Below are 13,312 nucleotides of genomic sequence, written 5' to 3'. Positions count from 1 at the left end.
CATGGCACAACGACCTGAAACGGGCGTGGATGAACCTTCACGCCGTCGGCTGTTAAAAGGCATTGGCTTACTGGCAATCGCCGGGGGCTGCCCGGTGGCGCACGGCGCGAAAACCGCCGCGCCAGTGCCGACAGCGCGCGACGAAAAACAGCCATTTTATGGCAAGCACCAGGCGGGCGTGCTGACGCCACAGCAGGCGTCGATGATGCTGGTGGCGTTCGATGTGCTGGCATCCGATCGCGCTGAGCTGCAACGGCTGATGCGTCTGCTGACCGATCGTATCGCTTTCCTGACCACCGGCGGCCCGGCGCCGGATACGCCTAATCCGCGTCTGCCGCCGATGGACTCCGGTATTCTGGGGGCGTGGATCGCCCCGGATAACCTGACCATGACGGTTTCGGTTGGCCATTCGCTGTTTGATGAGCGCTTTGGGCTGGCATCTCAGGCGCCGAAAAAGCTGCAAAAAATGACGCGCTTTCCCAATGACTCGCTGGATGCCTCGTTATGTCACGGCGACCTGCTGCTGCAAATCTGCGCCAATACTCAGGATACGGTTATCCATGCCCTGCGTGACATCATCAAACATACGCCGGATCTGCTGAGTGTGCGCTGGAAGCGGGAAGGGTTTATCTCCGATCATGCGGCGCGTAGCAAAGGCAAAGAGACCCCGGTCAACCTGCTGGGCTTTAAGGACGGCACGGCGAATCCGGATAGCGGCGATAAAACGCTGATGGATGAGGTTGTATGGGTGACGGAGGATCAGCAGGAACCTGCATGGGCGGTGGGCGGGTCGTATCAGGCGGTGCGCATCATCCAGTTCCACGTAGAGTTCTGGGATCGCACGCCGCTTAAAGAACAGCAGACCATCTTTGGCCGCGATAAACGCAGCGGCGCGCCGCTGGGCATGCAGCACGAACATGATGTGCCTGATTACAGCCGCGACCCGGAAGGTGAGGTTATCGCGCTGGATAGTCATATCCGGCTGGCAAACCCGCGCACGCCAGACACGCAATCCAGCCTGATGATGCGCAGGGGATACAGTTACTCCCTCGGCGTCACTCAGTCGGGGCAGTTGGATATGGGGTTGCTCTTCGTATGCTATCAACACGACCTCGAAAAAGGATTTCTGACAGTACAGAAGCGGTTGAACGGTGAAGCGCTGGAGGAGTATGTCAAGCCTATCGGCGGTGGCTACTTCTTTGTGCTGCCAGGCGTATCCTCTTCTTCATCCTGGCTTGGGCAATCTCTGCTGGAAGCCTGAACAGGCCTGCCCGATTGGGCAGGCCTTCACAAAATTTTTTTCACATTTCTATCCCATTGATATAATTCTGTAATATAAATGCAAGAAACTATATGTGAACGAATGAGATCTCATTTGTTATTTTTAAGTTGCATTATTAATAATTTTTGATGTATTTAATAGATTAGCGGTAGTTCCCGTCTGTGATGCAGTTTCACTATGGAGATCGCGAATGGTAGCGTCCTTTACCGGACAGAGTAACAAGAGTAACCGCACTAACCCGCGCGGAGGCCCTGACTCCGGCAGCGATTTCGTCACCTCAAAATTCTCGCATTCTAAAAAAATACTCTCTTTCCCGATGTGGAACGCGATGCGCGTAGTCGTGATTTCACGTCTGTTCGACAGGCAAGCAATGGCTTACAAGGAAGCCAAACCTCAGACGTTCGTGCGCATAATCGTGCTGCCAACGGCACGTGTGATGTAAACCTACAACTCAAGGTGCTATCCATGGGAAGACAAAAAGCAGTGACTAAAGCTCGTCGTGAAGCAAAGCGTGTGCTGAGACGGGATTCGCGTAGCCATAAACAGCGTGAAGAAGAATCAGTCACCTCGCTTGTGCAGATGAGTGGCGTGGAATCTATCGGTATGGCGCGGGACAGCCGCGATAACTCGCTGATTAAAGCCCGCAATGACGCTCAGGCGCACTACCTGAATGCAATTGAAAGCAAACAGCTTATCTTCGCTACCGGCGAGGCGGGCTGTGGTAAAACCTGGATAAGTGCAGCAAAAGCGGCTGAAGCGCTGATTCATAAGGATGTGGAGAGGATAATCGTTACCCGCCCGGTATTGCAGGCCGACGAAGATCTCGGCTTCCTGCCCGGTGATATCTCCGAGAAGTTCGCACCGTACTTCCGCCCCGTTTATGACGTGCTGGTGAAGCGGTTGGGGGCGTCCTTTATGCAGTACTGCCTGCGCCCGGAAATCGGCAAGGTGGAAATCGCGCCGTTCGCCTATATGCGCGGACGTACATTTGAAAATGCGGTGGTCATTCTTGACGAGGCTCAGAATGTCACCGCTGCGCAAATGAAGATGTTTTTGACGCGCCTCGGGGAGAACGTGACGGTTATCGTCAACGGCGATATTACTCAGTGCGACCTGCCGCGCGGGGTGTTGTCGGGGTTAAGCGATGCGCTGGAACGCTTTGAAGAAGATGAGATGGTAGGCGTTGTACGCTTTACGAAAGAGGATTGTGTGCGCTCGGCCTTGTGTCAGCGGACGCTGCAAGCGTACTACTGAGGTAGGAAGGTGTTTTGCAAAGCCCGGGCGACCGGGCTTTGGCGTTTTTTGGGGGGGCTGTGCGGTATTTTCCCCTCACCCTAACCCTCTCCCGGAGGGAGAGGGGACAGACCGCACTGTTTGTATGCTTAGCGCCGTTTTTCTCCCTCTCCCTTTGGGAGAGGGCCGGGGTGAGGGGAGCAAGCTGCACCTAAGCAACATGCGAAAAAAAACGCATATAAATGCGAGCTTCTCTTTGAATATGGCGGTGAAGCGGGGATTCTATCAGCGGGATAGAATGTGTCCGCTGTTGAGTCCGGCTCTGGTTTTCTCCCTCGCCCCTCTGGGGAGAGGGCCGGGGTGAGGGGAGCAGGCTGCACCTGAGCAACATGCGAAAAAAAAGCCCGTGTTTTCACACGAGCTCTTCTTAAAATATGGCGGTGAGGCGGGGATTCGAACCCCGGATACGTTGCCGTATACACACTTTCCAGGCGTGCTCCTTCAGCCACTCGGACACCTCACCATATTGTTTTGCTGCCGAACTGCTTGGGTGGCAACGGGGCGCTACTATAGGGAGTTGCCCTAAAACGGTCAAGCATAATTTCTCAATTATCTTTCGTTCGGTTAAGCAATAAGCATATCTCCGTTCACCGGTGAACGGAGAAGGGCATTAGCGCTGTGAATCGAGCAATTCGTTGTTTTTAACCACCTCTTGCGCTTTACCGTAGCTTTCGATCAGCAACTGATAAGCCGGGAAGATGTGGGTGTAGACCTCCGCCCACTCTGCGGCATCTTCACGATTCCAGGTGCCCTGTAATTCAGAGGCGACCGAGGCAGTATCCATAGGAACGACACCCGCCTGAACAACCCGAGCCAGCGTGATCTCCTGCGCCATCTTGCTGTAGGTGCCTGAAGCATCAATAACCGCAAAAACTTTGTAACCTTCTGCAGCAGCGGCGATCGCCGGGAAAGCCATACAGACGCTGGTGATTGTGCCTGCAATAATCAAGGTGCTGCGTCCGGTCGCTTTCACTGCGGCGACAAACTCCGGGTTATCCCAGGCGTTGATTTCCCCTTTACGGGCAACATACTGTGCATGGGGAGCATTTTGGTGGATCTCCGGGATCAGCGGCCCATTCGGCCCCTGTGGCACCGAGGCCGTTGTGATGACCGGCAGTTTTGCGAGCGCCGCCATTTTAGCCAGCGCGGCAGCACGGGCACGCAGTTCTGGCATCGGCATATCACCGACGGTCTGGAACAGGCCGCTTTGGTGATCAATCAACAGCATCGCGGCGTCGTTAACGTCAATAACCGGGCGAGCACCATTAAAATTAGCGGGAGTAGACATGTTATTTACCTCGTGTTGTTAGATTTGGCCAAAGTGACCTGAGTTAAAATCGCGAATCGCCTCGGCAATTTGCGCTTTGTTGTTCATGACAAACGGGCCGTAGCCGACTATCGGTTCCTGTAACGGTTCACCCGCCAGCAGCAATACGCTGGCATCGGTATGCGCATGAAGATGAAACGCCTCTCCCTGCTGACTCAATACCATCAGTTGCCCTTCGCGAGCCCTTTCAGCGCCGTTTACTTCGATTTCCCCTTTGAGCACCACCAGTGCCGTACTCCAGCCATTCGGCTGGCTCAGAGACAGGTGATGCCCCTGTGTCAGTTGCATATCCCATACATTGAGAGGGGAAAACGTGTGTGCCGGGCCGTTGGCATCCTGATAACGACCTGCAATCACGCGAAGCGATCCGCTGTTATCGGGTAATTCAACCTGCGGAATCGCCCCGGCACTGATGCTCTGGTAGCCAGGTGTCGCCATCTTGTCCCTGGCGGGTAAGTTGACCCATAACTGGATCATCTTCAGTTCGCCGCCGCTGCGGGTGAATGCTTCAGAGTGGAACTCTTCATGCAGGATCCCCGCGCCCGCCGTCATCCACTGGACGTCACCTGGGCCTATCACGCCGCCTTTGCCTGTTGAGTCGCGGTGTTCCACTTCTCCGGCATAGACAAGGGTGACGGTTTCAAACCCGCGATGGGGATGCTCACCCACACCGCGTTTCTCGCTGCCAGCCGGGAAGGTATAGGGCCCGGCGTAGTCAAGCAGCAAAAAGGGGCTCAACGACTCGCCATGACTTTGGTAAGAAAACAGCGAACGCACCGGAAAACCATTACCCACCCAGTGCGGCGCGGGGGCGGTATAAACGCCTGTAATTTGTTTCATCGTTCTCTCCTGTAAGTCTGTTTCTGATGTGATTAAGCTTATAATTTGAACCAATAACCCGGTAGATAGCGAAATAGCGCTACACTGTTCCAAAAATAGAACGATGAGGTGGGTATGCAGGATCTCAATGATTTTGCGTGGTTCGTGAAGGTGGTGGATCACGGTGGTTTTGCGGCAGCGGGCAGGGCGCTCGATCAGCCAAAATCGAAACTGAGCCGCCGCATTGCACAACTGGAGGCACGACTGGGTGTGCAGTTGATTCATCGCACGACCCGGCATTTCACAGTGACGGAGGTCGGGCAGACGTTCTATCAGCACTGTAAAGCGATGCTGGTTGAGGCCGAAGCGGCGCAGGAGGCCGTTGCGACGTTACAGTCTGAACCGCGTGGTACGGTAAAAATTGCCTGCCCGGTAACGCTGTTGCATGTGCATGTTGGGCCGATGCTGGCGAAATTTATGGTGCGTTATCCTGGGGTGAATTTGCATCTGGAGGCGACTAACCGGCGAGTGGATGTGGTGGGGGAAGGCATTGATATTGCGATCCGGGTGCGTCCACGTCCTATTGAAGACAGCGATTTGGTGATGCGTGTGCTGGCGGATCGCGGCCATCGGCTGGTTGCCAGCCCCGGACTGGTGTCGCAAATGGGGCAACCGACAGCGCCTTCAGCGTTGAGTGAATGGCCCGGGTTAAGTATGGGGGCGGGCAAGCAGCATAAATGGGAATTAAGCGGGCCAAACGGGGCGAGAGCCGAGGTCTGGTTTACGCCACGGCTGGTGACAAGCGATATGCTGGCCCTGCGCGAGGCCGCTGTGGCTGGCGTGGGGATTGTCCAACTACCGCTGTTGCTGGTGCGTGAACAGTTGGCGTCCGGGCAGCTTGTCACGGTACTGGAGGAGTGGCAGCCGCGCCGCGAGGTGATTCATGCGGTATTTGCATCAAGGCGAGGGCTATTGCCTTCCGTTCGCGCGTTGGTGGATTTTCTGGTGCAGGAATATCAACGAATGGAGGAGGATTAGTCCTGGAATGGATATTTAGCAGGCCGGGAGAGCAAGGCGAGGATTTTATCAGCGGGATAGAATGTGTTCGCTGTTGAGTTCGGCACTGGTTTTCTCCCTCGCCCCTTTGGGGAGAGGGCCGGGGTGAGGGGAGCAGGCTGCACCAAAGCAATATGCGAAAAAAAAGCCCGTACTTTAGTACGGGCTCTCTCTTGAATATGGCGGTGAGGCGAGGATTTTATCAGCGGGATAGAATGTGTTCGCTGTTGAGTTCGGCACTGGTTTTCTCCCTCGCCCCTTTGGGGAGAGGGCCGGGGTGAGGGGAGCAGGCTGCACCTAAGCAATATGCGAAAAAAAAACCGTACTTTAATACGGGCTCTCTCTTGAATATGGCGGTGAGGCGGGGATTTTATCAGCGGGATAGAATGTGTTCGCTGTTGAGTTCGGCACTGGTTTTCTCCCTCGCCCCTTTGGGGAGAGGGCCGGGGTGAGGGGAGCAGGCTGCACCTAAGCAACATGCGAAAAAAAAGCCCGTACTTTAGTACGGGCTCTCTCTTGAATATGGCGGTGAGGCGGGGATTCGAACCCCGGATACGTTGCCGTATACACACTTTCCAGGCGTGCTCCTTCAGCCACTCGGACACCTCACCATATTGTTGTTCCTGTCTTACCGGAACGGGCGCTAATTTAGGGAAATCCCGTTCCTGCGTCAATAAACTTTTTAAAAAAATCGAGCGTTTAGACAAACTTCAAACAACTTGCTTTTAATTCAGTCATAAATCGCCTTTTTTACCACCAGTGCGCATTTTGCGAGACGGATCAGATAAATTTGCTATGCTGAGGATCCGCTAAAAAAATCAATCAACACCGCGCCGAAGAGATAAAAACAGAATGGCGCTTTAAGTCAGGAGTAGTTATGGAGATCATCTTTTACCATCCGACCTTTGATACCCCGTACTGGATTGCCGAACTGAGTAAACAACTCCCCGGGGCGAACGTTCGCGAGTGGAAGAGGGGAGACAATCAGCATGCCGACTATGCGCTGGTCTGGCATCCGCCGGTAGAAATGTTGCAGGGCCGCGATTTGAAAGCCGTTTTTGCATTGGGCGCTGGGGTCGACTCTATTCTCAGCAAACTAAAAGCGAACCCGGAGATGCTGCCGGAGTCCATTCCACTGTTTCGCCTTGAAGACACCGGTATGGGGCTGCAAATGCAGGAGTATGCGGTAAGCCAGGTGCTGCACTGGTTCCGGCGGTTTGATGATTATCAGGCACAGCAGCAGAAATCCGAGTGGCAACCACTCGCCGATTATCAGCGTGAAGATTTCACGATCGGTATCATGGGGGCGGGCGTGTTGGGGAGTAAAGTGGCGGAAAGCTTGCTGGCGTGGGGCTTCCCGGTACGTTGCTGGAGCCGTAGCCATAAAGCGTGGCCGAACGTTAAAAGCTTTGCCGGCGCGGATGAACTGGGCGAATTTTTACGTGAAACGCGTGTTTTAATCAATCTGCTGCCGAATACTTCTGAAACCGTTGGGATTATTAATCTTAATTTGCTGAATCAGTTGCAGGATCATAGCTATCTGCTCAACCTGGCGCGCGGCGTACATGTGGTAGAGGATGAACTGCTGCAGGCACTGAACAGCCATAAGCTGAAAGGGGCGATGCTGGATGTCTTTAGTCGTGAACCCCTTCCTCAGGAAAGCCCGCTGTGGCAGCACCCGCGCGTGGTGATGACGCCACATATCGCGGCAGTTACCCGTCCGCAGGAGGCCATTGCCTATATTGCTCGCACAATTACGGGGCTGGAACGCGGCGACCATGTGAGCGGTCAGGTTGACCGACAGCGCGGTTACTAACCTCTACCACCAACCCGGCTTTAGCCGGGTTTTCACTAATAAAAGAGCGGGATTCCTGCTATTCTTGGCGCTAATACGATAGAGGAGAATGTGATGTATCCCGTTGACCTGCATATGCACACTGTTGCCAGCACGCATGCTTATAGCACGCTGCATGACTATATTGCCGAAGCGAAACGTAAAGGCATCAAACTCTTTGCTATCACCGATCACGGCCCGGATATGGCCGACGCGCCGCACGCCTGGCACTTTATTAATATGCGTATCTGGCCGCGTATCGTTGATGGCGTGGGGATTTTGCGCGGAATTGAAGCAAACATTAAAAATACCCAGGGTGAAATTGACTGTACCGGGCCGATGCTGACTTCGCTCGATTTCATTATTGCGGGCTTCCATGAGCCCGTTTTCCCGCCGCAGGATAAAGCGACGCATACACAAGCGATGATTGCCACGATGGCCAGCGGCAATGTGCATATGATTAGCCATCCAGGCAACCCCAAATTCCCGGTCGATATTCCGGCGATTGCCGAAGCGGCGGCGAAATATCAGGTGGCGCTGGAAATTAACAACTCATCGTTTCTAACGTCGCGTGTGGGCAGTGAAGGCAACTGTCGTGCTATTGCTGCCGCAGTGCGTGATGCCGGGGGCTGGCTGGCGCTGGGGTCTGACTCTCATACTGCCTTTACGCTGGGGGAGTTTACCGAGTGCCGTAAAATCCTCGATGCGGTGAATTTCCCTGAAGAACGCATTCTGAACGTCACCCCGCGGCGTTTTCTGAATTTCCTGGAGTCACGCGGCAAGGCTCCGGTTCCTGAATTTGCCAATTTTTAATAAATGAGATGGATTAATTGATGAACGAGTTTTCAATTCTCTGCCGGGCGCTGGGCTCGCTGTATTATCGTCAGCCGCAGGATCCGCTGTTGGTTCCGCTGTTTACCTTGATTCGCGAGGGTAAGCTGGCGGCAAACTGGCCGCTTGAGCAGGATGAACTGCTGACCCGTCTGCAAAAAAGCTGCGACATTCAGCAGATCGCCGCAGATTACAACGTCCTGTTCGTCGGGGAAGAGTGCCGCGTTCCGCCTTACCGCAGCGCGTGGGTGGAGGGGGCGAAAGAGTCTGATGTGAGGGCATTTTTGTCCTCGCGCGGTATGCCGCTGGGTGAGACCCCTGCCGATCATATTGGTACTTTACTGCTGGCGGCGTCCTGGCTGGAAGATAACGCGGCGGAAGATGAAAACGAAGCGCTTGAAACGCTGTTTGACGAGTACCTCCTGCCGTGGGTCGACACCTTCCTGGGTAAAGTTGAAGCCCATGCCACGACCGCATTCTGGCGAACCCTGGCACCACTGACGCGCGAAGCGATTAGCGCAATGTGGGATGAGCTGCAGGAAGAGGAAGAAGAGTGATTTAAATCACATTTCATATGCAATATCTGTAACTGGTTTGCATGAATTGTGTAGCTGATCTCACTAAGACGGCGGCCATCTGATAAAATGGCCGCCATGAACATACTCTTATCAATTGCAATCACCACAGGCATTCTCTCCGGCATCTGGGGCTGGGTTGCGGTGTCGTTGGGCTTATTAAGCTGGGCGGGCTTTCTCGGCTGTACTGCCTATTTCGCCTGTCCGCAGGGCGGGCTGAAGGGCCTGCTCATTTCAGCATGCACCACTATGAGCGGTGTCCTCTGGGCGCAGGCCATTCTCTATGGCAGCGCAATGGCACCGCATGTCGAAATCGTCGGCTACCTGATGACGGGCGTGGTGGCGTTTCTGATGTGCATACAGGCAAAACAGATGTTGCTCTCGTTCGTGCCTGGTACATTTATCGGTGCCTGTGCCACGTTTGCCGGTCAGGGCGACTGGCGACTGGTGGTGCCGTCACTGGTGGTTGGCCTGCTCTTCGGTTTCGCGATGAAAAACAGCGGGCTATGGCTGGCAAACCGACGAACTGCTTCTGCGGCGCGACGTGCAGTAGAATAAAAAACCGGCGACCTTGAGTCGCCGGTTTTCGTTTGGTTGGCGGTTAGTTACTCATTCCGCTGATTTCAATCTGCGATGTCTGATTCGTTTTGCGATCGGTAATATTCATGACCAGTTGACCGTCGGTATTGGTGACGTTGACAATGAAATCTTCAGTGACCAGTTTACCTGGTTTTCCCTGACTGACATTCCCCATCAGACTGCCCAGCAGTTGTGATTGAATCGACGAGGTGAATGCGCTGAGCGCCGAGGTTTGATCGAATGAATCGTCGGAGTTTGGTGCGGAATAACCGTTTTGCGCCTGCGCTTCGGAGAGCAGCGTGGAACCGTTTAACGGGTTACCGCCAAAGTTAGGGTTTACCGGAGTGTAAACAAGCTGTCCGGCAAGACAAACGTTCGTCAGCAGCATGCTTGTCAGAGCCAACAGCACTTTATAACTTTTTAACATGGTGTGCCCTCAATCAAAAACGGCGTTAATGTTTTCGAAGAACGCGTGATTCCACGACGCTTTTATCATAGTAGCCCGTATAGCGATTTCCATGTTGGCCTAAGCACTGTCATTAAATATAAAAAGCACAAAATAATATTAATGAACAAAATCAATCCTGTTTTTTGCTGCTGAATTTCTGTTGGGCATAAAAATAATACTTTTTTCTGACGGCAATGGACAAATCCTGTTTTTGTATGAGTGCTAAAAAATCGACGAGAAATAATATTATCAACATATGTGAAATTTTGTGCATACCAGATCTTCTAAGGGGGTTAACGGTAGTTTATATACATTGACTGGAGGTGATTTATGAGAGGCTATGTCCTCGCGGCACTGCTGACACTCACACCAATGGGTGTTTATGCGCATTCTAATTCTAATTCACACGAACATTCTGACCTGTCCTCCCTGTCTGCAGAAGACTACGCATTACCAGATAAATTGAATTTGCCTCGCAATGCGACCAACGCATGGATTAAGCAGAATGGCGATGGCCTACGGGCTGATATTGATCAATATCATACCGGTAGAAATACGAACGCAATTATTCAACAACAAGGTGGAGGGCACACGGCTGATATTACTCAACTTTATGGCAATAATGATCTCGCGATTATTAGCCAGGCCGGTTGGGGTAATGATGCTGAAATAATACAAAAAGGTTCTGGGAACGCAGCAGCTATTTCTCAGGACGGTTATTCAAATTATGCGAAAATCGTTCAGGTTGGTAATAACCTGGCGGGTATCAAAGTCAGTCAAACTGGAGTAGGTAAAGCTATCACCGTAAAAGTCACCCACGGCTATACGAGATAGTTTATTTAACCCATTACGTTAACAACATAATAGGTACTACTATGAATCTCTGGAAATTGACAGCAATTGCATCATTAGTTATTTCTGGAAGTGCCTTGGCGCAATATACCGGGCCTTCGGTATCGGACGGTGGTAATTCCGAACTCTCGGCAACCGCTGCGCTTGCTAATGATGCTGTAGCAGCGCACGGCGATGAAGTGCCGAGATTTGGCCCTTCTGCCGGTAATAACAGCGAACACGTCGCTATTTATCAGGGCGGCTCCAGCGGTAGTGGTCACGGTGCCCATGGGGGGCACAGCTCCTGGGATGATAAAGGCGGCTTCGGCGCGGGCAATAACACGGCTAACGTCGAACAGGATGGCGCGAGGGGTTCCTCCACGCTCATTTATCAGGAAGGGGGTAATAACTCTCTAAGTACTCTTCAGACCGCGAAAGATAGCCTGCTGTACATTCGCCAAAGTGGGGGTAAAAACAACACTATCGGTACCGGCCTGCTCGATAATAAAGGGGGGGCATCCGGCAATACCTTTACCCAGAGTGGTTCCGATAACCAGATGGTGATTAACCAGGATCAGAGTGATAACCACATCTACAGTCCTGGTCAATCCGGTACACATAACAAGGCTGTTATTTACCAGAAAGGTAAAAATGACCTGACGGCCAATCTCTCCGGGAATTACAACGAAGCCTATATCAGCCAGAATGGGCAGGGTAATAAGGCTGACGTCAACCAATCCGGCGGCTTCAATGATCTTAACCTGAAACAAAAAGGTCACTATAACACCGCCGATCTGACACAAACCGGCGGCGGATTCTACAATGGTCACAACGATCGCGGTAGCGGCGGGAGTAATAACAGCGGTGGTAATGTGATGGATGTTACCCAGCTTGGGTTTAATAACGACGCCACCGTTAACCAGAATGGTAGCAGCAACACCATTACGCTCGCTCAGAACAGCAGCAATGGCATTGCGACTATTGATCAGAGCGGCGGCACCAGCCGGAACACCGTCACTGCCAACACTAACGTGAATAACGGTCTGGTGGATGTCGATCAGACCAGCGGCACTAAAAACAGTGACGTGGTTATTAATCAGAGCGGTGGCAGCAGTTGGGATAAATCGTTTGATGATGATAAACATGGCGGTGGCTATGTCACTCTGGTTGCAGCAGCAAAAGTGTTGCAGACAGGGGCCAGCGGCAGCAATGTGGACATCAATCAGACTGTTTCCAGGATTTCAACAACCGCATACGTCCAGCAGAGTGGGTCTGGCAACACAGCGAATGTAAATCAACACTAAGACAGTGCACACTGAAGAGCCGCCAGTCCACTGCTGGCGGCTTTTTTATGCGAGGAGAAAAGGGCTGGATAGTGCAGCCCGGCACCGGGTGCCGGGCAGGGTAAAATCCTCAGGAACTGCTTTCACTTGCTGCTTTTGGTAATGGCGTTTGCGGCGGTGACAGCGTCTGTTGTGGTGCGGGGGCAGCCGCCACCGGGCGAACAGTTTGTGGCGGCGGTGTTTGTGTCAACGCTTCCGGCATCAGTAACCCTTCTACAGCCTCTTTGCGATAGCGTGTCAGCACCTCTGAATTGATGTCCGCTGCATTGCTCAGCGCCCACAGTTTTTTGTTGATGCCATCGTTAATCAGATGAATCACCCCTTCTTCAATCGCCGACATCAGACAGGTCATTACCGGTTCATTCGTTGTGAAGCCCGCTTCCCCTTCCAGTAACCGCTGGTAATCAATAAAGCGGAATACCCCAGCCTGAATTTCATAGGAGAGGATCGTTTTACTGGTATTTACGGAAGAGAGAACTTCACCGGTTTGAACGTTAACAATACGCAGGTTAACGGCCACCTGATCTAATTGATACTGGGTACTGCCGCCGATGCCGAAATAGCGAGCACCGAAGCCGCCTGTTTTTACGTTACTGGCGTAGCCAATAATGGAACCTTCAACGATGACGTTAGCGGAATAGAGCGACGGGAGAGGGGAGGAGTTATTAACGCCAACCGTTCCGTTTTGCTGTGCCGCGCGAATAATTTTGCGTTCATTAAGCAGGTTATTCAGCCCCTGCCGTTCCAGCGGAATAAACCAGCGGGAGTCTTTGAGAGAGGAAACCAGCATTGCCGTGGCGCTTTGCGGTACCGATGTCGAAAAGTTACTGGCCGGATAAGGCTGGAACTGTCCGGTCTCATCCTGGATATTATAGACGGCGACAAATATCTTCCCGCGCGGCGGCGGCAATGAAACCAGATCTTTATAGGTTGCATCGCGCGGAAGTAATGTAGGTTTTGCGGCTTCTTGTGGTGGTGTTGTAATGCACCCAGACAAGAGTCCAGCTACAACTGCCAGAGTAACGATACGCATCTTGTTCTTGCCTCTCTGAATGGTGACATTTAAATACCCCTCTGTGATATATTTACGACAA

At 52.8% G+C, this 13,312-nt stretch carries 14 protein-coding genes and 2 tRNA genes; 10 read left to right on the top strand and 6 right to left on the bottom strand.

From position 1 onward, the window contains the following. The first annotated feature begins 1 nt into the window (after position 1). The 3 genes from efeB to phoH all read left to right on the top strand — a co-directional run bounded on the left by efeB (position 2) and on the right by phoH (position 2,536). Positions 2–1,261 (top strand): iron uptake transporter deferrochelatase/peroxidase subunit, encoded by a 1,260-nt coding sequence (efeB, locus tag VSR74_RS04555; RefSeq protein WP_347793609.1) that lies wholly within the window; start codon positions 2–4, stop codon positions 1,259–1,261. A 211-nt stretch (positions 1,262–1,472) separates the two neighbouring features. After that, positions 1,473–1,724 (top strand): hypothetical protein, encoded by a 252-nt coding sequence (locus VSR74_RS04550; RefSeq protein ID WP_347793608.1) that lies wholly within the window; start codon positions 1,473–1,475, stop codon positions 1,722–1,724. A 23-nt stretch (positions 1,725–1,747) separates the two neighbouring features. Further along, positions 1,748–2,536: a phosphate starvation-inducible protein PhoH gene (phoH, locus tag VSR74_RS04545; RefSeq protein WP_347793607.1), complete on the top strand. Its 789-nt coding sequence runs from the start codon at positions 1,748–1,750 to the stop codon at positions 2,534–2,536. 414 nt (positions 2,537–2,950) lie between these two features. On the opposite strand, the gene VSR74_RS04540 is transcribed toward phoH, so the two are convergent. From VSR74_RS04540 to VSR74_RS04530, 3 genes are all read right to left on the bottom strand, one after another. Beyond that, a tRNA-Ser gene (locus VSR74_RS04540) sits at positions 2,951–3,038 on the bottom strand. A gap of 147 nt (positions 3,039–3,185) precedes the next feature. Further along, complete coding sequence (locus VSR74_RS04535; protein ID WP_347793606.1) at positions 3,186–3,863, bottom strand: isochorismatase family protein; 678 nt, start codon at positions 3,861–3,863, stop codon at positions 3,186–3,188. 18 nt (positions 3,864–3,881) lie between these two features. After that, a complete protein-coding gene (locus tag VSR74_RS04530) occupies positions 3,882–4,742 on the bottom strand; it encodes a pirin family protein (RefSeq protein WP_347793605.1) in 861 nt (286 codons plus the stop codon). A 114-nt stretch (positions 4,743–4,856) separates the two neighbouring features. Between VSR74_RS04530 and VSR74_RS04525 the strand changes: the two genes are divergently transcribed. Next, positions 4,857–5,759: a LysR family transcriptional regulator gene (locus VSR74_RS04525; RefSeq protein WP_347793604.1), complete on the top strand. Its 903-nt coding sequence runs from the start codon at positions 4,857–4,859 to the stop codon at positions 5,757–5,759. A 541-nt stretch (positions 5,760–6,300) separates the two neighbouring features. Here the strand turns inward: VSR74_RS04525 and VSR74_RS04520 are convergent. After that, positions 6,301–6,388, bottom strand: a tRNA-Ser gene (locus VSR74_RS04520). Between the two features lie 266 nt (positions 6,389–6,654). Here VSR74_RS04520 and ghrA point away from each other — a divergent pair. From ghrA to VSR74_RS04500, 4 genes are all read left to right on the top strand, one after another. Continuing rightward, on the top strand, positions 6,655–7,593 hold the full coding sequence (gene ghrA / locus VSR74_RS04515; RefSeq protein WP_347793603.1) for a glyoxylate/hydroxypyruvate reductase GhrA: 939 nt from the start codon (positions 6,655–6,657) through the stop codon (positions 7,591–7,593). A 93-nt stretch (positions 7,594–7,686) separates the two neighbouring features. Next, on the top strand, positions 7,687–8,424 hold the full coding sequence (locus tag VSR74_RS04510) for a phosphatase (RefSeq protein WP_347793602.1): 738 nt from the start codon (positions 7,687–7,689) through the stop codon (positions 8,422–8,424). 20 nt (positions 8,425–8,444) lie between these two features. Further along, positions 8,445–8,999, top strand: coding sequence for a TorD/DmsD family molecular chaperone (locus VSR74_RS04505; RefSeq protein WP_347793601.1), 555 nt, complete (start codon positions 8,445–8,447; stop codon positions 8,997–8,999). Between the two features lie 96 nt (positions 9,000–9,095). Next, positions 9,096–9,575 (top strand): DUF1097 domain-containing protein, encoded by a 480-nt coding sequence (locus tag VSR74_RS04500; protein ID WP_347793600.1) that lies wholly within the window; start codon positions 9,096–9,098, stop codon positions 9,573–9,575. A 43-nt stretch (positions 9,576–9,618) separates the two neighbouring features. Here VSR74_RS04500 and VSR74_RS04495 read toward each other — a convergent pair whose 3' ends face one another. Further along, a complete protein-coding gene (locus VSR74_RS04495) occupies positions 9,619–10,023 on the bottom strand; it encodes a curli assembly protein CsgF (RefSeq protein WP_347793599.1) in 405 nt (134 codons plus the stop codon). 351 nt (positions 10,024–10,374) lie between these two features. Here VSR74_RS04495 and VSR74_RS04490 point away from each other — a divergent pair, with 351 nt between their 5' ends. Further along, on the top strand, positions 10,375–10,878 hold the full coding sequence (locus VSR74_RS04490) for a hypothetical protein (protein WP_347793598.1): 504 nt from the start codon (positions 10,375–10,377) through the stop codon (positions 10,876–10,878). A gap of 95 nt (positions 10,879–10,973) precedes the next feature. Beyond that, the gene (locus tag VSR74_RS04485) at positions 10,974–12,179 is read left to right on the top strand and encodes a hypothetical protein (RefSeq protein WP_347793597.1); all 1,206 of its coding nucleotides are present in this window, start codon (positions 10,974–10,976) and stop codon (positions 12,177–12,179) included. 109 nt (positions 12,180–12,288) lie between these two features. Here VSR74_RS04485 and VSR74_RS04480 read toward each other — a convergent pair whose 3' ends face one another. Next, positions 12,289–13,251, bottom strand: a complete 963-nt coding sequence (locus VSR74_RS04480; protein WP_347793596.1) for a CsgG/HfaB family protein — start codon at positions 13,249–13,251, stop codon at positions 12,289–12,291. Positions 13,252–13,312: the final 61 nt, after the last annotated feature.

The organism is Pseudocitrobacter cyperus, assembly GCF_039889165.1.
GTDB lineage: Bacteria > Pseudomonadota > Gammaproteobacteria > Enterobacterales > Enterobacteriaceae > Pseudocitrobacter > Pseudocitrobacter cyperus.
The sequence above is the reverse complement of the archived record's forward strand: the minus strand, read 5'-3'. Positions and strand labels throughout refer to the sequence as shown.